Genomic DNA, 19,975 nt, shown 5'->3' on the forward strand with positions numbered 1-19,975 from the left:
AATACTGAAACCAAAGTACCCCGGTAACTCATTTTTTATATGGAAAACATACATACTGTAGAAAACCCTGAAGAGATTCGATCCAGACCAGGGAAACCGTACCCTTTAGGCGCAACCTGGGATAGTGAAGGGGTTAATTTTGCCCTTTTTAGCGAACATGCCACCGGCGTCACCTTGTGTTTATTCGACACGGACGATCCAACGAAAGAAACCATCTGTATTCCGCTGACGGAACGCACGGAGCACGTCTGGCACATTTATCTGGACGCCATTCAGCCCGGACAATTATACGGTTACCGGGTTGATGGACCTTTTGAACCATCGCAGGGCTTCTTGTTCAACCCCAAAAAATTACTCCTGGACCCCTACGCCAAAGCCATTAGCGGGCCCATTGAAAGCCATATCGCGCAGTTGGGATTCGATCCTGATAATCAGGATGAAAACCGGTATTCGGAACCTCAGCCAGATGACAGTGCCCCCTTTGTTCCCAAGTCGGTGGTGATCGATTCCACTTTTGATTGGGAAGATGACCAGCGACCGGATATTCCGCTAAACCGTACTATCTTTTACGAATTACACGTGAAGGGGTTTACGAAGCAACACCCTGATCTGCCCAAAAAGATTCGGGGAACGTATGCCGGTTTGGGCAGCTCTGAAGTGACGGATTACCTGAAATCGCTGGGCATTACAACGGTCGAACTGATGCCCATTCACCAGTTTACGAGTGAAACCTACTGGGGGTATAATTCCATCGGTTATTTTGCGCCCCACAGCGAATATGCCTCCAAAGGGACCATCGGCCATGCGGTCAACGAATTCAAGGAAATGGTGAAAGCGTTGCATAAAGCCGGTATCGAGGTGGTTCTGGATGTGGTTTATAACCATACGGCAGAAGGCAATCAGCACGGGCCGACACTCTCCTTCCGGGGCATCGACAATCCGGCTTATTACTGGCTGGTTGAAGGAAATGAAACCTTTTATATGGACTATACCGGCACAGGCAATACCCTGAATATGAGCCATCCGCGCACACTTCAGTTGGTGATGGATAGCCTGCGGTATTGGGTAACGGAGATGCACGTCGATGGATTCCGGTTCGACCTGGCTACGGCACTGGCGCATAGCCTGAATGCCGCCGGTCAGTTGTCGTCATTTCTGGAAACCATCCAGCAGGACCCGGTTTTGTCGCAGGTAAAACTGATTGCCGAACCCTGGGACGTCCAGTCGTATCACGTCGGAAATTTTCCGGTAAACTGGTCGGAGTGGAACGGGAAATACCGGGATAGTGTACGATCGTACTGGAAAGGCGATACCGGTTTGGCGGGCGAATTAGCCGCGCGCATTCTGGGGAGTCCGGATCTGTATAACGATGGTCGTCAGCCCGCCAACAGCATCAACCTGATCACGGCTCATGACGGTTTTACGCTCAACGACTTGGTCAGTTATAACGACAAACATAACGAGGCTAACGGCGAGAATAACATGGACGGCACCAACGATAACCGGAGCTGGAACATGGGTGCCGAAGGCCCTACCGACGACGAAACGATTGTTCGGGCGCGCGAACAGCAAAAGCGAAACTTTCTGGCGACGCTGTTTTTGAGTCAGGGAACGCCGATGATCGTGATGGGCGACGAATACGGTCGTACGCAGCAGGGAAATAACAACGCTTACAGTCAGGATAACGAAATCAGCTGGTTCGATTGGGAGTGGACGACCGAACAACAGGCCTTATTTGATTTTACCCGGCAACTCATTGCGCTACGGCAGGCGATGCCGCTGTTGCGCCGACGGAAATTTTACAGCCAGGAAGAATTCGTCTGGATCCGCGTCGATGGTAAACCCATGACTGATGTGAACTGGAACGACGGCATAACCCGCTGCCTCGGCTTGTTGATCGACGGAACGAAAGTTGACGAACAGGACGAAAACGGCGAAGCGATCGGCGAAGGGCATTTGTTTATCTTGTTGAACGCTTTCTGGGAGACATTGCCCTTCAAACTTCCCAAAATTGGCCGCAAACACACCTGGCAGGTTCTGGTCAATACCGATCTGGATGCCCAGGTTCCTTACGAAGTTTCTGCCCGCGAGCCTTTTGAAATCAAAGGGCGCTCGGTGGTTCTGTTTAAATTAAAAGAATGATGACTGCGGGACGATGGACGATAGCGTGTAGTCATCGTTCATCGTCCCACGTTCATTATTCCTGCCTGAATTTCCACACTTTTTCCTCAACCGGCGCCTGCTGAATGCATTCATACAGCTCGGTGTCGTTTTTAAAACGTAGCTGGTGCAGTTGATAAGCTTCTACTTCGATCGTAAACTCCGGCGAATCGAAGGGCCACGGGTCTACCCCTACGGACTCATCGGAACGCTGATAGATGTAGTAGGAAATCCCATCGGGGCCGGGACTGATTTCCAGCCGGCGGCCGTTTTCGGGCAGGTGGCCCTGACACAGTATGAGGGACAAAGCATCACACCACTGCACAAATGCATACGCAAAGTCGACCTCTTTCCTGTCGAGTTTCATTTGCTTTATCCATTGTTTCTGATTCTGCTGCTGGTCATCGAGAAAGCGCGCCAATTCTTCATTTTTATGAGCCAGCGCACTGTATAAAAAAGTAGCGTGGAGGGATACCATCAGCGCATTCCAGCGGCTTTTTTCCAGCGCAATTTCAATCATCCGTTTGGCTTGCCCCACGGAATATTCTTCAATTCGAAAATCCATTGGGGCTCCCGCACTCGTGAGGTGGTTTGTGTCTTCCCACGGCTCCTGACCATCGTCATGCTCCGTGAGAGCAACGAGCGTTTCAATCCATCGTTTGGATCTTTTAGCGGGATCCCAGTGCATGGCAATTTTCACAGCTAAAAGGCCATGTGCCTGCTGGTGAATCAGTTCCCAACCGAAATCTTTATTTTTTACGATCATAAGTATGCAACCATCCGGTCCATTACGCAAAAATGCCGACCTGATAAGCCGGCATTTTCGCTCACTACTATCAATTTTTCAGCGATTTTCCACCACTTTATTTTCTCCTTCGCGATACGTGTCACCGGTCAAAGCCGCACGCGCCATTTCAAAAAGCCGGATCATGCGGCTGGACGTCGAATCCCAGTATTCAGCGGTTTCGGTATGCACTTTCAGAATGGAAAGCGACGGATCATCTTTGCCATCGGGGAACCACGGTTTGGCCATGGGTGACCACAATTCCTCCACTTTGGCGCGGTCCTGAAGTTCTTCTGCCGTTCCGCTCACCGATACATACGATGCGTCCGGTGCATTGGCAAAGGCGACATTTACCTTATAATTTTTGCTGATCTGATCGGTTTTTGGGGAGTTTTCCTTCGTCAGAAACCACAGATCGCCATTCTCGTCCACCTGCATAACGGCCATTGGACGACTCACCAGGTTTCCCTGTTCGTCCTGTGTGGTTAACATACCAACCCGAATGTCGTTGATTAGCTTGCTAACTTTTTCCATGCCCGCATTCCGTTCTTCTAATGTTGCCATAATTCGATTTGTTAAACTAAAATTAGAAAGCCGATCGTCTTTAGGGTTAGCTAAATACAACCGGCCATTCACTTTTGAATATTTATAGACGGTGCCGATTACCGGTCCAAGGTCTTCATCCGTAGGGCTTTCTTAAGTGACTGACACAGGTTCTATATAGCCAGTTCAAGAGAGCACTTTACACCCGAAATTCGCAGATAGTTTCACGCGTCAGATTACTCTTTATCAGCCGAATCATTTTTCCACACACGATTCCGATGACACGTTCACTGATTGAATTTCCCGGTGACCGATGGCCCAGCCGGTTTTTATACCAGCACCGTTCTGATACACAGCCCGTCAACCAATTGATCGACAGACTAGTTGTAAATCATTTCCTGACGGCCTAACGCATTAAATAAAGTACGCGACATTTCGGATTCGCTGTCGGGACGAAGTGTCATTTCCAGAATAGCCATACACACCCGGATACACTGGCGACACGTCGACGCGATCTGACATGCCCGTTCAGCACTCATGCGTTCGCACTCTTCGGCGCATTTTTCACACACTTCAATACAGGTTCGGGCCAGCAGCCGCGTGTTTTCAGAACCGCGGACGTACAGGACGGCCACCTGACGGCACAAATCAGCGCAATCCAGACTCAAAAAAATACAGCGGTACAATTCTTCAATATCCTGTTGCCGCGAACATTCCGTCGCGTATTCATCACAGGTGGTGGCGCAGGCAACCAGTGTGTCGTAAATGTTTTTTTTCCAGATCATAACGGGTACACTTTCTCGGGTTAGTTATTCATAAAAAGTGGCTGAAAACCGCCACACGTGGCCTGTTCAACTATAAGCGGTTCCTCGGGATTCAACAAACCGCTGGCGCGCCCAGACCCGCGCTTCATTGATACTGGCTGAAATGACTTCTTTCTTGTCAGGGCCACCCTGTTCTAAAAGTGAATTGGCAATTTCGATGGCCTTTTCACGAACACTGGGAGGGAGCGAACGCATCGCTGCGGGAAAATGAGTTTGATTCCAGACCATGTTCTTGTTTCGCTTGTTGATGCCAATCCTATTGAGATAATTATGCCATTTTATTCCACCAGAAGCTCATCAATTTCAGAATAGCTATAGAACTATCAATCAGTATCTTACACCAAAGTTATCTCGGTAAAACACAACACCGGCGCATGTGGATGGAATCGATTTGTAGAAATCAACTTCCTCACTGTAGAACTATTTCCACAATGAAATTCGCAAAAAAATGGTCCCGGAAAATTCCGGGACCAGCCAGTGATTTTGAATTTAAGCAATGAATTATTTGGGGAAAATTAATCGAAATGTTGTCCCTACTCCTTCCTGACTTTCCACTTCGATAGACCCCCGGTGACTATTGATAATATTTTGAGTGGTGGTTAGCCCCAGCCCCATACCGCCCTGTTTTCCGGTAAAAAACGGATCAAAAAGACGCTGGCGGTTCGCTTCCGAAATTCCCGACCCATTGTCTTCCACACAAACCATTATAGCTCGCTCGTTGATCGGAATGGTTTTCACCGTCAATACCCCCGAAAACTCCTTCATGGCCTCAACAGCGTTGATCAGGATGTTTAGTAAGGCGGTTTTGAACTGTTCTTTGTCGAGGGGAACTTCGCAATCTTCCGTGGTAAAATCGGTTACCAATTTCATTCCTTTCAACTGCAACCGGTCATGAACCAGATACAGGGTTTCCCGTACGGCGTCATTCAGATTGTGCGAAGTCAATTCCAGATCACGTGGCTTCGATGAATTGAGCATTTCAGTAATCAGCTGACCAATCCGTTCGGCATTTCGGCGTATAATATTGAGATACAGCGTCAAACCCGGATCATCCGCTGGTAAATCTTCCTTAAGCTGCTCGAGGGCCAGGTGCAGATTCGTCAAAGGATTTCGCACTTCGTGGGCAATACTGCGGGCGATCTGGCCCGTCATACTCAGTTTTTCAGCAATCAACAGATCCCGCTGCGCCTTCTTTTGCTGCGTTACATCGCGAACAATGGCCTGATACCAGTTGGTCACCCCGCCCTTGTCGGGTATGGCCACCACCGAAAGCAGGCAATCGATCTTTTTGCGGTCTTTACTGACCAGCACGATCTCCGTATCTTTAACCTGCTCCGAACCGTCGATTTGCTGACGCAACTGGTCGTAGACTTCCGTTTTGTCAAACAGTTCGCGGACGTCCATCTTCTGCAATTCTTCGTTTGAATACCCCGTCAGTTTTTCCAGCGAAGGATTTATTTCCTGAAATTCAAAATTGCGGTCAGTCACAAAAATGGCATCGATCGAGCGCTCGAATAACGAACGGTATTTATTTTCTTTTTCGGCCAGTTCGCCCACTACGTTAGCCTGCCGCAGGGCGTAGCGAATACTCCGGCCGAGCAGCTGGGCATCGATCCGGCCTTTCACCAGGTAATCGGCAGCTCCCAGCTTCAAGGCCGAATAATCGACCTCCAGATCGTCCTGACCCGTCAGCAGGATCATGGGCGTCTGGCAACCGGCTTTAAAAGCTTCATGAATCAGCTCGATACCGGTCCGTTCGCCCAACCGGTAATCGACCAGATAAACGTCGTAGGCATTGCGGTAAATATTTTCTAAAGCCGAGTCAAAATCACTGACCCAATCGAGGTGAATATTGGCATTATCGCGGGTGGAGACCAACGATTTTGTCAGGACAAAATCATCTTCATCATCCTCAACCAACAGAACCCGGATAGGCTTTTCCGATAGTTCATCGGGCTGAGTCATCAGGTAAGGAAACGGTGTCAATCCAGTATTTTTTTATAGTGTTTGTAATATCCAGTAACGTACTGAAATCGAACGGCTTGGAAATGTAGGAACTCACGCCCAAATCGTAAGTTCTCAGGATGTCTTCTTCGGCCGTCGAAGTCGTCAATACAACGACGGGAATTTGCCGGAATTGCTCATTAGCTTTGATTTCCCGAAGGGCCTGAATGCCGTTTTTCCGCGGCATATTCAAATCCAATATGATCAGACTGGGGCGCATAACCGATTCATAGGGAGAACGTTGATAGAGGTAATCCATCAGATCCTCTCCATCTTCCACAAAATGCAACTCTGATGTCAGGTTGCATTCCCGGAAAGCCTGCTCGATCAGCATGCGGTCATCCGCATCGTCGTCAGCAATCAGTATACTGGTATTAAATTGCTTATTTGTCATTTTAGTGGATATATTGACATCAACACTTTCCCGTATTACTCACTAAAGACAAAGTTAGAAGTACTCTCCTTGTTAATAGGAACAAGTTTGCCTGGAAGGTGTTTTTTTAATTCGATAAATTTTACTCACCATCTTCTACAGTTTGAGTATTAACTTCCACAAAGCCACTTGCTGCAATTGGACTACAATAGAATAAAGGCTCTCCTATGCATTATTTCAACTGACTGGTTTACAAAACATTACACCTATACCCGGGTATAATGTTTTCGATCTGGCACAGATTTATCAGCATCGTTACGGTATACCAACCTTTTTTTAATTCATGAAAAGCGCGATTGTTACCGTATTATTTTCAGCAGTGCTTGTTAGTACAATACCGGTTTTGGAAGTTTCGGCCCAGACGAAACCCCGCACCGGAATTAAAGGCGGTTTAAATGCCAGCACCCTGTATCTGAATAATGTAGATGATCGGAATGAACGGATTGGTTTTCACATCGGCGTTTTTACGCAAATACCGGTAAGCTCATTTTTTGCTATTCAACCCGAACTACAGTACACGACCAAAGGTGTCTCCGCCAACTACAATATTCTGGGTGCCCGCGGAAAAAGTACATTCAAGTTGAATTATGTAGAGCTTCCGGTGTTGGCCACATTCAAGTTAGGCAATTCAGTTGATTTGCAAGTGGGTCCGTATGCTTCTTATCTCATCAATTCGAAAGTAACCTCAGACGGTGATCTGGGTTCCGATTACCGGGATATCAACCAGGACAATTTCAATAAATTCGATTACGGTATCGCCGGTGGATTGACGATTTACTTCGGTCCGGCTTTACTGGGATTACGCTATGGGCAGGGTTTACAACCCGTGGCTAAAGATGAGGCCGCCCGGTTTGTAATGAGAAAATCCAAAAATGCAGTCGGACAGATTTCGGTAGGATTTACATTTTAAACGAGATCGCTGGACCGAAAACTGGTCGGCTTGCGGTCCAGCGATCTTACTTTCACAAATGAATGTCGTAGGCTTTGAGCTTGTTGTAGAGCGTTTTCCGGTCAATGTTAAGAACCTCGGCCGCTTTCGTTTTATTGTAACCGGTTTTTTCCAGCACTTTAATGATGGCAGCCCGTTCGGCATTTTCGGAAACCGACTTGAGGTTATTGGCGGGAGTAACGGTGGAGACTGCCGAGCCGCTCTCTTCGATCATATAGCTGGGCGATATGATTTCATAAGGCAGGCAGTCCAACGTGATCATGTCGCTTTGTGACAACAAAACAGCCCGCTTGACAACGTTCTGAATTTCACGCAGGTTACCGTGCCAATAGTAGTCTTTCAGTTTATCTTTCACTTCGTCGTCAAACCCCAGCACATTCTTTTCAAGCTGGTCATTTGCCAATTCCAGAAAGTGTTCCGCAAAAAGCAGAATATCGGCTTTCCGTTCCCGCAAGGGCGCCAGATCGATCCGGAATTCGTCCAGACGGTGAAAAATATCTTCCCGAAAACGGCCCTGACGAACGGCTTCACGGAGATCTTCATTGGTGGCGACCAGAATACGGACATCCACGACAATGTCGGTGTTGCTGCCGATCCGCCGGATCTTACGCTCCTGCAAAACCCGCAGCAGTTTGATCTGGTTTTCGTACGAGAGATTACCGATTTCATCCAGGAACAGAGTGCCGCCATTGGCATACTCAAAACTACCCATTTTATCGGAAGTTGCCCCGGTAAAGGCACCTTTGGTATGTCCAAACAGCTCACTACCAGCCAATTCTTTTGATAAAGCTCCGCAGTCGATCGCAACGAATGGTTTACCCACCCGCTTACTTTTCTGATGGATGGCGTTGGCAACAAACTCTTTACCCGTTCCGGTTTCGCCGGTGATAATCACCGACATATTGGTGGGGGCAATCAAGTCGATGTGTTTCTGAAGCATTTCGGCAGCCCGGCTTTTTCCGAAGATAAACCGTTTGCCGCCGTTGATAATCGTGGCGGCTTTTGCAGTTCTGGCAACGGGTTTTACCGGACTGATTTCGGGCATTTCCTCGCCTTCATGGTCCGAAGCAGCAATAGCAACCGGCCGGGCATCAGTCCGCTGACTACGCCGGTCGAGTGCACTTTTGATGGTATAGAGAATTTCGTCCGGATAAAGCGGTTTGGTAACGTAATCATACGCACCATGCTTCACGGTCTGCACCGCCATTCGAACATCGGAATAGCCGGTGATGATGATAACAGCGGTAGTGGGGTCAAGTATTTTTATTCGGCGCAGCATTTCAAGACCATCGACATCCGGCAGCTTGAAATCGCAGATAACCAGTTCGAACGAGTCTTTACGCAGCAGAACCAAGGCGTCATCTCCTCGTTGAACAGAAGCCGTCTTATATCCTTGTTTTGACAAAAAGCGTTCTAAAAGCAGGCATATATCCGTATTATCGTCAACGATTAAGATTCTTTCCATAGAGGGACAGTTACAGTGCCCAAATACTTAATGAGGGGATAAAGTTAACTAAACTTGGATATATTGTAAAGCCTGTTCGATGGTCTTGCGATTAAAAGGTTTGCCAATAAAATAATCGGCTCCTTCCTGTGAGGCACGTTTACGCTCAGCAAGGCCATCAAAAGCACTGATCATGATCACTTTCGTGTTGGTTGTACTCATTCTGATGTGAGACAACAATTCAAAACCAACGCCATCGGGTAAACTTAAATCTAAAAATACGGCATCATAGGCCTGCTGCGCCAGCCGTTGCCGGCCTTCTTCCAGAAAATTTGCGCAGGTCGGTTGATAACCCATTCTTTTCAATAAACCGGAAAGCAAGAGACAAATATCAGCTTCGTCGTCGACGATAAGTACCCGTTTCGTATTTGTCATGTTCGATAGTACCGGCTTATACTGAGTTCCGGTTTGCCAGCCCCTCATGCTCTCCACGATTTTGTCCCGTTTTTCATCATACAAATGTTACGTCAGACTATAGTATAGATAATAATGTGCCTAACTATTACTCATGATCGTAAATACGGCTCAATAGCCTGATTTAACACTAAATTAATACGTTCGGAGGTAAAAAACATCAAATGGGGATACGCTTAAACCCGAAAAATATTTTCCGGTTTGGGTAGAAAGATGTTTTTTTTCTACACTTATTTCTACAACTGTGGATAATATTCTACACTATCCGAAACGTACGTATGAATTCACTAATCAACAAGCAATCATTTTTTCGAGGAATGGTACCAATATATCAGCTTTTTTTGTATTTTTTCAGGATAGTACAACAAGTTTGGCCCGTTTGGCATAACATTTTCATAGAAAGAGTCAGAAGCATACACTTGCTTTGTCGTTTTTACACTTAACCGATTGCTATGGGAAACTTACTTTACACAGTTGCAGTAATATTAATTATTATTTGGGCTTTAGGTTTTTTTGGCATACTCGGGACAGGAATAGCAGGTAGTAACCTGATTCACATATTATTAGTCATTGCAATCATTGCAATCCTGCTCCGCGTGATTCGCGGAAGAGGAGTCTGACATACGCACATCATTTAAAAGCGCCGTTGACCCAACAGTCAAACGAAACATAGACACCATCGCTACGATAACTAGTCCGGCGATACGTTTAGGTTTAGGTGGTTTCATTTTAGGTTAAGTACAAGTTACGGTGGGTACGGAATCCCTGCACCAGATTTGAGTGCAGGGATTTTTTGTGCTTAAACCAGGCCAGCAAGCAGCGTGACTACGGTGGCTTTTACAGCTTGATGGGTGAAGGACACCGCCCGGACACTGGCGCAGAAAGCAGATTGATTCTACAGTATGTAGAAATTATTCCTCACCGTCCCACCGGTTTGCTTTTTTGAAAGAGGAGAAAGTAAAAAATAAATAGTACTGTCTATCAAGAGGTTACCTCTTCTTTTTAACAGCCTATGCCGAGTGTGGTACGAATTTTTCTATATACGTCCTGTATCCGCCGTGAGCGGTAATTATTCACTTAAACCGTTTGAAAGGTTATGAAACCGAATTTCAGTGGTCTACTAGTTGCTATTTTGACAGGAGCAGCCCTGGGTCTTTTACTGGCACCGCGTAGTGGAAAAGATACCCGTAAAAAAATTACCAATGATTCCGATAAATTCCTGAAAGATTTGCAGGATACCATCACCAATGGATTCAATAGCATCCGGAATCAGTATGATGATGCAAAAGACAACCTGACTTCAAAATACAACGATGCAGTTGACACGGTAGCATCCCGGTCAAAAGGCGCTGTAGAGCGAGTTGAACGTAATTCTAAACATTAATAGCATTAATTTGCTACCTTCATAAGTCGCAAACTTAAAATTCAGGAAACACCATGAAAAGTACAAGAGATTTTCTGCTGGGATTCATCACAGGCGTAGTTGCCGGGATTTTGACAGCACCAAAAAGCGGTCAGGAAAGTCGGCAATGGATTCAGGATGAAGCCGATAAGCGCACCAAAGATCTTCAGGATCAGTGGAGCAAAGGGGTTGAGCAGGTAAAAACACAGGTTGAGCAAGTGAAGTCACAGGTCAATCAGTGGACAGGCAAGCTACAGGAAGAAGGCGAACAGAAAAAAGAGAAGTACAATGATCAGGTCGAAAATCTAGCCGACAAAGCGCACGGCAGCGTTGATGATGTAAAACAATCGATCAAAGCGGAATAACCTGACTACCCAACCGTTTGAAAGCCAGACTTTCAAGCCATTCATTTGATTTACTCAACGATATGATAAGTAGCGAAACGCCTGGTTAGCCAGCGTTTCGCTTTTTTTGTACTCAATTAATCTGCACAAATTCCCTTCAAACGAATAAATTTAAATTTTTACAGATTTTGATATTTGATAAGAAAACGGCATTTTTATAACCTGTAGGCCATTTTTTCAGTTAAATTGCATTGGCATCTGACTGAACCAGAAAATAACTAAGTATTTTTCTTTGCTTTTTTGGAGATACTTTAGTGCCGATGCTGTAAACAACTATTATATTTGCATACTAATTGTAGAAACAACATATTGAAGATATGGATCTGATTTCATTCAGGTCGCAAACAAAGACAGCCTAAGCCTGAACGGGCGGCTGTTTTTAAATGGTGTGGATATAGTCGGAAAGCTATTCGGGCAGTCTCGGATAGCTTTTTTGTTTTCAGGCATTCGTGATTTCACCGGTTTTTAACCTGTCTTTAACTTGGGTTTAATCTGCTGGTTCTACTTTTGGTCGATCAAATTTCCGCTGTAAGTCAGCTAGTTTCTTACAAAAGGGAGGTTGAACATCAGAGCTGATGTAAATTAGCTTTGAATGGTGTGGATAGGATGAAAAAAGCTACCTGAAGATATATTTCGGGTAGCTTTTTTGTTTTATTGCGTTATATATGGTATTTCGAGCCGGATTTACTCACTTCCGGGCAAGCTAGCCTATGCAATTATGAAAATTCTGGTAGTAGAAGACGAACCCAAACTCGCTTCATTCGTTAAAAAAGGCCTGGAAGAACAATCGTTTGAAGTTGATGTGGCATTCGATGGCCAGATTGGGCGGAATATGGCATTGAGTACGGGCTATGATGTCATTGTACTGGATGTAAATGTCCCAAAAATGAATGGCTACGATCTGGCGAAATCGTTGCGCGCTGAAAACATCAAGACGCCGATTCTGATGTTGACCGCCATGGGATCACTGGATAATAAAGTGGCCGGTTTTGAAGCCGGTGCCGACGATTATTTGGTTAAACCGTTTGAATTTCGGGAGTTACTGGCTCGATTGCGGGCGCTCAGCAAACGAACGATCGATACGAGCCTACAGGCCAATCTGCTGAAAGTGGCAGATCTGGAACTGGACCTGAATGAGAAAATTGCCCGGCGGGGTGGCAAGCGTATCGAATTAACGGCCAAGGAATTTGCACTGCTGGAATACCTGATGCGAAACCGGAGTCGGGTGGTTTCCCGAATCGACATCGCCGAAAAAGTGTGGGATATTCACTTCGATACCGGTACTAACGTCATTGATGTTTACGTGAATTTCCTGCGGAAGAAAGTAGATAAAGATTTTCCGGTCAAGTTAATTCACACCGTGATCGGAATGGGATATATGTTAAAAGAGGAATGATAGAACCCGGAAAGAGGACTCCTCTCCTGCCCTTTCCGGGTCTGTTTTACGGCTATGAACATCAGAACACGGCTAACTGTACTTTTTGCGCTGCTGGTTGGTTCGATCATCCTGCTGTTTTCGCTCACGATTTATTATTTATTCGATCAGTACCGTGAACGGGAGTTCTATGAGCGGCTCCGTCAGAACGCTTTTGCAACGGCACAATTGCTGGAAAATGTTGAAGTTAGCGGCATTACCGACAAGATGCTTCAACAGATTGAGCTCAATTACATGTCGTTGTATAAAGGCCACGTGACCATTTATCTGCCCGATAACCGCATTTTGCATTCGACCGACTCGAAACGGGAGATAGTTTCACTCCAGTTTCTGGAGCAGGTGCGCAATGGCAAGGAAATCTTCAAACGCAACGGAATGGTGGAAACGCTCGGCATCCGTTTTGCCGACCGCCACAACCGCATGCTGGTGGTGGTTGCTACCGCCATCGACCGCTACGGTTTCACAAAAATTGAATGGCTCCGCGATATCCTGGTGATCAGTTGGATCGTCAGCATGGGCATTGTCCTGCTGGCCGGGTGGTTTTTTGCCGGTGACGCCCTCAAACCGGTTTCTGATATCATCGACCAGGTAAAGGATATTTCGGCCACTAACATTTATGCCCGGCTGCGCGTTGGGCGACCCAAAGACGAACTCGCCAAACTGGCCGCCACCTTCAACGAAATGCTGGAACGGCTGGAACAGGCCTTCATTCTCCAGAAAAGTTTCGTTTCCCATGCCTCCCACGAGTTGCTCACGCCCTTAACCGTTATGATGGGTCAGGTCGATGTGGCCCTGATGCAACCCCGTAACGAGCTGGAATACAAACAGGCCCTCGAAAGCGTTCTGGAAGAAGGTAAAAAGATGAACAGCCTGGTTAACGGCCTGCTCGAACTGGCCCGGGTTAATGCCGATGCCGCTACACTGTCGTTCAAACCGGTTCGGATCGATGAGCTGCTCTGGCAGGGGCGTACTCGGTTGTTGCAAAAAAATGAGGAGTACCGAATCGATATTGAATACGAAAAATTACCCGGTAATGAAGAAGAGTTAATCGTTATGGGCGAAGAATCGCTCCTGCAGATGGCTTTTCAGAATTTAATCGAAAATGGATGTAAATACTCTGAAGATCATCACATTATTGTAACCTTAAATGCCGGTGATGACCAGATCAAACTGACTTTCACGGACCATGGGTATGGCATTCCGCCGGAAGATCTTCCTCATTTATTTGAGCCCTTCTTTCGCTCCGAAACGACCTCCGGCATTATCGGTCACGGTATTGGGCTGGCTTTGACGCATCGGATTGTTACCATTCACAAAGGTCAAATCCGCGTAGAGTCTGAAATAGGAAAAGGCACTACCGTTGAAGTAACGGTACCGGTCCGAAAACCGATAACTTCCGAAAAACCAGTGGTTTTCGAACTGGATGAGTGACCGGAGAGACCGATTTAACCTGTTTTTAACTTGCCATTAATTCACTTTTAACAGCATTCCATCAATTTTGATCTTTGAGTCACAATTTGATGGCGTATGGAGTCTGCTGTTTTTATATTTACTGCTGCTGGTAGCCTCGGAGTGTTTCTCTTCCGGGGTCAGACGAAATATTTCTACAGCCTTTTTCTCCATATTTTACTCATCGTTACCGCATCTTCCTGGGCTTTTCGGGCTTTATCGACGGGCGGGTTGATGCAATTTAATCTTCTGGAAAAAGCCCGGCTTTTTTTACCCGTCAACATTGATAGCTTATCCGCCTTTTTTCTGGCCGTTATCAGTCTGACCCTGCTCATGGGCATACTCTACGCCCGGGGCTATCTAAAACTGTATCGGCAGACGCGCTCCGATCTGCAATTATCGATTCATCACCTGGCACTGCTGTGGCTGCATATTTCCATGTTGCTGGTTTGCACCCTGCGCGGAGGAACAGCCTTTCTGATTGCCTGGGAACTAATGGCTGTGGCGTCGTTCGGATTGGTAGTGTTCGAAGGCGAACGCAAAGACATCCTCAAAACCGGTCTTATGTATCTGCTCCAGATCCAGATCGGTTTCGGAATGATACTGGGAGCCTTTCTGATTGCCTATTCAAACGGTCACGCTTTTGGTTTCGACAGCCTCGGGTTCTACTTCACCCACCACGAGCTGTTACCGGTTTTTCTGCTGCTATTTATTGGTTTTGGGAGTTATGCGGGGTTTGTGCCCCTGCACAACTGGCTCCCTCAATCGCAGCTGTCGGCTCCTTCCCACGTGGCAGGCATCATGTCGGGCATTCTGATTCAGATGGGTATTTACGGTATTCTACGGGTTCTAACGTATATCCATTCGGAGTTGCCCACGGTTGGCCTGATTGTTCTGGTGGTGTCTCTGCTATCAGGATTTGTGGGTATCCGGTATGCCTTTATCCAACAGGACGGCAAAAAACTACTGGCTTACAGCAGCATCACGACCACCGGAATCATTGGGATTGGAATCGGTGCCGGGCTGCTGGGAGTTGCTTTTAAATCCCCCGCGCTGGCCGCCCTGGGTTTCACCGGTGGTATTTTACACATCGTCAATCACGCCTTATCCAAGTCGATGCTCTTTTACAGCTTTGGCTCCATTTACCGCGCTACGCATACCCGGAACATCGAACAGTTGGGTGGTTTAATCAAAACGATGCCAAAAACGTCGGCCACTTTCCTGCTTGGATCCCTTGCCATTTGCGGATTGCCGCCTTTCAACGGGTTTGTTTCCGAATTCATGATTTTTATGAGTCTTATAAAAGGCATCGGCACTGAAACCGGATATCTTAACTTATCATTTTGGATCGTCCTGGTGGGCCTGACGCTCATTAGCGCCTTAACCCTGGCGGGTTTCAGGAAGTTATTCGAAACTGCCTTTCTGGGAACTCCCCGCTCCGAAGCCGCTGCGCACGCTAAAGAAGTTACCGATGACATGATTATGCCCAAGGTGCTGGCCGGAATTTTCATCCTGGCAATCGGATTGCTGCCAGGCATTTTTTTGAAACTGACCAGCAAAGTGACCGCGTTATACGTCACCGATCTGAAACCACTCGACGCTGTCGTTCCGGACCTTCTTTATTCCACCGTCATTGGAGCTATTTTGGTTGGCGTAACACTCCTGTTTCTGTGGACCCGGAATAAACCCCCAAAGCCCGTAAGGATCGACTACCAGCAACCGAATTCGTTTCATAAACCCAAAAGCGAACACTGGTTTGGCTAATTATTTTTAATTCTAATTGTACACTGTAACTACGTCCTATGCACCACGTCCCTACTACCGGCCTAAAGGGCTTGAAAGAAAACTGGCAGTCCGATTTATTATCGGGCTTTTTAGTATCGCTTATTGCACTCCCCCTATCCCTGGGGATTGCTTCTGCGAGTAATTTTCCGCCCATTATGGGTGTGATGACCGCTATAGTGGGTGGTATTATCGTCGCTTTTTTTGCGGGATCAGAGCCAACGATCAAAGGGCCGGCTGCGGGGCTTATCGTTATTGTTGCCGGTGCAGTTGAAGAACTGGGTCGCGGAAACCTTGAACTCGGCTGGAAATTGGCGTTGGGTGTTATCATCGTAGCCGGTGCGCTTCAGGTGCTGCTGGGTTTGTTGAAAGTGGCCAAGCTGGCTGATTTCTTTCCGCTAGCCGCCGTCCACGGTATGCTGGCAGCCATCGGGGTAATCATTATGTCGAAGCAGCTCCACCTGGCGGTCGGTATTTCGCCTGCCGAACTCAAAGGCAAAGAGCCGCTGGAACTCATTGAGATGGTTCCCCACAGCCTCGCTCACATGGAATGGCACGTGGCACTCATTGGTCTGGTCAGTCTGGCTATTTTATTTGGCCTTCCGATGATCAAGAATAACCTATTGAAAAAAGTCCCCCCCGCACTCATCGTGCTGATCGTATCCATTTTTATGGGCTTGGGCTTCCACCTGTCGGATGTTCATGAATATGGCAACATCAAACCCCTGGTAAATCCGGGCGAATTCAGTCTGAAAGTAAATGCTATTTTTGGTGCCTGGAGTGGCGACCTCTTGCCAATTGCCTTTAAATATCTGGCCATGTTTACACTGATCGGCAGTCTGGAATCATTGCTGACCGGTAAAGCCATCGACTTACTCGATCCATTTAAACGGAAATCCAACCTGAGTAAAGACCTGACGGCCGTAGGAATCGGAAATATGGTTTCAGCCGTACTGGGTGGGTTGCCCATGATTTCGGAAGTAGCTCGGAGTTCGGCTAACTTAACCAACGGCGGCAAAACCCGCTGGTCCAACTTCTTTCACGGTTTGTTCCTGCTCTTTTTTGTGGTCGTATTGACTCCGTTTATTAAAATGGTCCCGGTAGCTGCTCTGTCGGCCATGTTAATCGCCGTCGGTTTCCGGTTAGCCAATCCGAAGGAGTTCCGCCATATGTATCATATTGGGAAAGAACAGCTTGTTGTCTTTGTCGTAACGATCATTGCCACTTTAGCTACCGATCTATTGATCGGGATCGCCGTTGGCATTGCCGTTGAATTTCTGATTCAGGTCATTTTGGGCATGCCGGTGAAATACATGTTCAGCCCCGTAATCAGTGTAGACACCACCGGAAAATCGCACGTGATGACGGTTCGTGGCGCTGCCGTTTTCACCAATTACCTGTCCATCAAGAAGCATTTGGATCGATTACCGCTTGGCGAAGAAGTCGTTATCGACCTTGAACATGCGCTTTACGTCGACCACACGGTTATGGAAAACTTGCACAACTATAAACGGGATTATCTGTCGAACGGAGGACAGTTTACCGTTGTCAATATCGATGAGCATAAACCTTTGTCGGAACATCCCCTGGCAGCCCGTCGGAAAACCAAAGTAACTACTATGGCAACCCGTTAATTATCTGTAATTATTTAGGTTATTGAAGTTCAGACCGGTCAACTGACCGGTCTGACTTGTTTTAGTTAGTTCAGAAGTCCTTCCAGCGAGGCTGGCGAATAATTCACATTTTTCAGGGTCTTGTTGTCAGCCGTGCGATACACCAGGTATTTGCCATCCGATTCAACGTAATGACAGGCCACACCTTTAGCCTCGTAATGTTTCACCGTTGCCTCGGCTTCTTCAACCGTCAGGCAGGCTTTGCTGAGGTTCGAGCGCTGCACTTCGTCAAATAAGGCTTTGAACTTTTCGCCCAGGCCGAATTCCAGAATTGCGCCCGCCAAAACGTATTGCAAATCGCAGAGCGCATCAGCCACTTCGACCAGGTCTTTTTCAAGAATTGCGACTTCCAGCTCTTTCAATTCTTCGGCCAGCAAAGCAACCCGAAGCTGACAGCGGGTTTCGGATGGAATCTGGGGCTGCTCTAAAACCGGATGATGAAAAGTTCGGTGAAATTCGGCAACAGCGTTTAATGAATCGGGGGTCTGCACTATGATTTCAGTGATTAAAGTGATAAACTATGATTTCAGAGGTCAACGATGGCTAGAAATTATTTTTGATGAGCTTGATTGAAATCGCCAGCAAGATAATGCCGAATACCTTCCGCAAAATATTGATGCCCCCCGGCCCAATCCGGTTTTCAATCCATTCCGATGACTTCAGCACGGCATAAATCAGCACCAGGTTGATCAGGATGCCCACCAGAATATTGGCGGTTGCATATTCAGCTTTCAGTGACAGAATGGTGGTCATGGTCCCGGCTCCGGCAATGAGCGGAAAGGCGATCGGTACAATGTGTGACGAACCGGCCCCGTGGTCGTCCGCCTTGAAAATATTCCGGCCCAGAATCATTTCCAGCCCCAACAAAAAGATAATCAGCGCCCCCGCCACCGCAAATGATGACACATCGACGCCAAACAGTTTCAGGATGGATTCGCCCACAAACAGGAACGCAACCATGAGCAAAGCCGATGCCAGGGTTGCCTTTTCGGACTCGATCTTGCCCGTTTTCTTCCGAAGGTCAATGATAACCGGCAACGTGCCGATGACATCGATGACCGAAAATAAGATGAGCGTGACGGAAATAATTTCTTTGAAGTTCAGCATTCGTCCCACGAACGAAAATCCGCGATTTAGTTGATTAGAAATCCATCCTATAAAAAAGTAAACTCAGAAGCCATAGAGCCATCCTTCGGTCAATACGTACGCAAAAAGCTTTTCAACTGCTCAATTTCCCACTCCTCAATAGCCGGAAAGTTAGCAATTCGAAATGTAGTCGATTTCCAGTCGCCGTATCCATTTCCGAGGGTAATACCGCTTTTCAGGGCGTCGGCTTTCACCGCCCGAATCGCTTCTTCACGCCCGCGAACCGCAATAACCGTGTCCGATCGCTGTTCCGGTTTCTGAATGAGAAGTTCCCACCCGGTTTCATTTTCGAGAAACTGATACCAGTCCGCAGCCCGGTTTCGGATCAGTTCATCCACATCAGAAATAGGCGGAACCTGCTGCATCACCCTCATTAATAAATAGATACCTAAACCGTTCGGTGTAAACGGGGTCTGGTCTTTCGCCATATTTTCGTGAATGAACAACAGGCTATTGTAATACTGCCGGTCATGGATGATCTCCGCCTGTTTCAGGGCCTGGGGCGAATAAATCAATACCGCCAGACCCGCCGGCAAACCGAGGCACTTCTGAACCGAAGCAAACCAGACGTCTGCCAGCGACCAGTCGAATGCCAAACCGCCCAGCGACGAAACGGCATCCACCGCAATCAATCCGCTAAACTCGCGCCGGAACTGGGCCAGCGTGTCCATCCGTACCTGCGTGCCGTTCGACGTTTCATTCTGAACCACACACAACACATCGGCTTCGCCGGGCACAATCATCGGTTTGATTCGATGGGCGTATTCCATCCATTTTTTCCCGAAAGCCCCGCCGTAGGGATGCAGGCTCGTGGTAACCGTCAGCGACTGGGCAACGATTTCCCAGCATTCCGTTGCGGAGGAGACAAAAGCGATGTGATAATCCGACGGAATCGCCAGTTTCTCGTGCAACAATCGCCGTGTTTCCTTCACAATGTCCATAAAACCGGCGCTACGGTGATTCAGACTAACCACACCCGACCGAATCGCTTCCTGGGCATAATCGGCAACCTGTGAGTAAACTTTTGAAGGACCGGGATAAAAAGTAATCATTTTCAAGAAGCTGTTTT

General features: G+C 47.3%; 20 protein-coding genes. 9 read left to right on the forward strand and 11 right to left on the reverse strand.

Annotated features, from left to right (window positions below; all coding sequences use genetic code 11):
• The first annotated feature begins 39 nt into the window (after positions 1-39).
• On the forward strand, positions 40-2,142 hold the full coding sequence (gene glgX, locus EHT87_RS15660; protein ID WP_124907593.1) for a glycogen debranching protein GlgX: 2,103 nt from the start codon (positions 40-42) through the stop codon (positions 2,140-2,142).
• Between the two features lie 55 nt (positions 2,143-2,197).
• Here glgX and EHT87_RS15665 read toward each other — a convergent pair whose 3' ends face one another.
• From EHT87_RS15665 to EHT87_RS15690, 6 genes are all read right to left on the reverse strand, one after another.
• Positions 2,198-2,926, reverse strand: a complete 729-nt coding sequence (locus EHT87_RS15665; RefSeq protein WP_124907594.1) for a DUF3891 family protein — start codon at positions 2,924-2,926, stop codon at positions 2,198-2,200.
• Between the two features lie 78 nt (positions 2,927-3,004).
• On the reverse strand, positions 3,005-3,508 hold the full coding sequence (locus EHT87_RS15670; protein WP_124907595.1) for a pyridoxamine 5'-phosphate oxidase family protein: 504 nt from the start codon (positions 3,506-3,508) through the stop codon (positions 3,005-3,007).
• A gap of 359 nt (positions 3,509-3,867) precedes the next feature.
• Positions 3,868-4,272, reverse strand: coding sequence for a four-helix bundle copper-binding protein (locus EHT87_RS15675; RefSeq protein WP_124907596.1), 405 nt, complete (start codon positions 4,270-4,272; stop codon positions 3,868-3,870).
• A 66-nt stretch (positions 4,273-4,338) separates the two neighbouring features.
• On the reverse strand, positions 4,339-4,506 hold the full coding sequence (locus EHT87_RS15680; protein ID WP_229321122.1) for a DUF2188 domain-containing protein: 168 nt from the start codon (positions 4,504-4,506) through the stop codon (positions 4,339-4,341).
• A gap of 306 nt (positions 4,507-4,812) precedes the next feature.
• Complete coding sequence (locus EHT87_RS15685) at positions 4,813-6,276, reverse strand: hybrid sensor histidine kinase/response regulator (protein WP_124907598.1); 1,464 nt, start codon at positions 6,274-6,276, stop codon at positions 4,813-4,815.
• Positions 6,260-6,709 (reverse strand): response regulator, encoded by a 450-nt coding sequence (locus EHT87_RS15690; RefSeq protein WP_124907599.1) that lies wholly within the window; start codon positions 6,707-6,709, stop codon positions 6,260-6,262. Before EHT87_RS15690 ends, EHT87_RS15685 begins: the two co-directional genes overlap by 17 nt.
• Positions 6,710-7,031: 322 nt before the next feature.
• Here EHT87_RS15690 and EHT87_RS15695 point away from each other — a divergent pair, with 322 nt between their 5' ends.
• Positions 7,032-7,658 (forward strand): porin family protein, encoded by a 627-nt coding sequence (locus tag EHT87_RS15695; protein WP_124907600.1) that lies wholly within the window; start codon positions 7,032-7,034, stop codon positions 7,656-7,658.
• Between the two features lie 52 nt (positions 7,659-7,710).
• Here the strand turns inward: EHT87_RS15695 and EHT87_RS15700 are convergent, their stop codons facing one another.
• Positions 7,711-9,162, reverse strand: a complete 1,452-nt coding sequence (locus tag EHT87_RS15700; protein ID WP_124907601.1) for a sigma-54-dependent transcriptional regulator — start codon at positions 9,160-9,162, stop codon at positions 7,711-7,713.
• A gap of 48 nt (positions 9,163-9,210) precedes the next feature.
• Complete coding sequence (locus EHT87_RS15705) at positions 9,211-9,576, reverse strand: response regulator (protein WP_124907602.1); 366 nt, start codon at positions 9,574-9,576, stop codon at positions 9,211-9,213.
• A 491-nt stretch (positions 9,577-10,067) separates the two neighbouring features.
• Here EHT87_RS15705 and EHT87_RS15710 point away from each other — a divergent pair, with 491 nt between their 5' ends.
• From EHT87_RS15710 to EHT87_RS15740, 7 genes are all read left to right on the forward strand, one after another.
• Entirely contained in the window at positions 10,068-10,235 is a 168-nt protein-coding gene (locus EHT87_RS15710) for a lmo0937 family membrane protein (RefSeq protein WP_124907603.1), read from the forward strand.
• A gap of 476 nt (positions 10,236-10,711) precedes the next feature.
• Positions 10,712-10,999, forward strand: coding sequence for a YtxH domain-containing protein (locus EHT87_RS15715; protein ID WP_124907604.1), 288 nt, complete (start codon positions 10,712-10,714; stop codon positions 10,997-10,999).
• A 53-nt stretch (positions 11,000-11,052) separates the two neighbouring features.
• Entirely contained in the window at positions 11,053-11,382 is a 330-nt protein-coding gene (locus tag EHT87_RS15720; RefSeq protein ID WP_124907605.1) for a YtxH domain-containing protein, read from the forward strand.
• 757 nt (positions 11,383-12,139) lie between these two features.
• The gene (locus EHT87_RS15725; RefSeq protein WP_124907606.1) at positions 12,140-12,817 is read left to right on the forward strand and encodes a response regulator; all 678 of its coding nucleotides are present in this window, start codon (positions 12,140-12,142) and stop codon (positions 12,815-12,817) included.
• A gap of 54 nt (positions 12,818-12,871) precedes the next feature.
• Positions 12,872-14,287 (forward strand): HAMP domain-containing sensor histidine kinase, encoded by a 1,416-nt coding sequence (locus tag EHT87_RS15730; RefSeq protein ID WP_124907607.1) that lies wholly within the window; start codon positions 12,872-12,874, stop codon positions 14,285-14,287.
• A gap of 96 nt (positions 14,288-14,383) precedes the next feature.
• Positions 14,384-16,069, forward strand: a complete 1,686-nt coding sequence (locus tag EHT87_RS15735) for a proton-conducting transporter transmembrane domain-containing protein (RefSeq protein ID WP_124907608.1) — start codon at positions 14,384-14,386, stop codon at positions 16,067-16,069.
• Positions 16,070-16,107: 38 nt separating this feature from the next.
• Positions 16,108-17,721, forward strand: coding sequence for a SulP family inorganic anion transporter (locus EHT87_RS15740; RefSeq protein WP_124907609.1), 1,614 nt, complete (start codon positions 16,108-16,110; stop codon positions 17,719-17,721).
• A gap of 65 nt (positions 17,722-17,786) precedes the next feature.
• On the opposite strand, the gene EHT87_RS15745 is transcribed toward EHT87_RS15740, so the two are convergent.
• The 3 genes from EHT87_RS15745 to EHT87_RS15755 all read right to left on the reverse strand — a co-directional run bounded on the left by EHT87_RS15745 (position 17,787) and on the right by EHT87_RS15755 (position 19,958).
• On the reverse strand, positions 17,787-18,251 hold the full coding sequence (locus EHT87_RS15745) for a pyrophosphohydrolase domain-containing protein (RefSeq protein WP_124907610.1): 465 nt from the start codon (positions 18,249-18,251) through the stop codon (positions 17,787-17,789).
• Positions 18,252-18,303: 52 nt separating this feature from the next.
• Entirely contained in the window at positions 18,304-18,867 is a 564-nt protein-coding gene (locus tag EHT87_RS15750; RefSeq protein WP_124907611.1) for a MarC family protein, read from the reverse strand.
• 89 nt (positions 18,868-18,956) lie between these two features.
• Positions 18,957-19,958 carry an aminotransferase class V-fold PLP-dependent enzyme gene (locus EHT87_RS15755; RefSeq protein WP_124907612.1) on the reverse strand — a complete coding sequence of 334 codons (1,002 nt, stop codon included), beginning with the start codon at positions 19,956-19,958 and terminating at the stop codon, positions 18,957-18,959.
• Positions 19,959-19,975 lie beyond the last annotated feature (17 nt).

It is taken from the genome of Larkinella knui (genome assembly GCF_003858645.1).
In the GTDB taxonomy this organism is placed as follows: domain Bacteria; phylum Bacteroidota; class Bacteroidia; order Cytophagales; family Spirosomataceae; genus Larkinella; species Larkinella knui.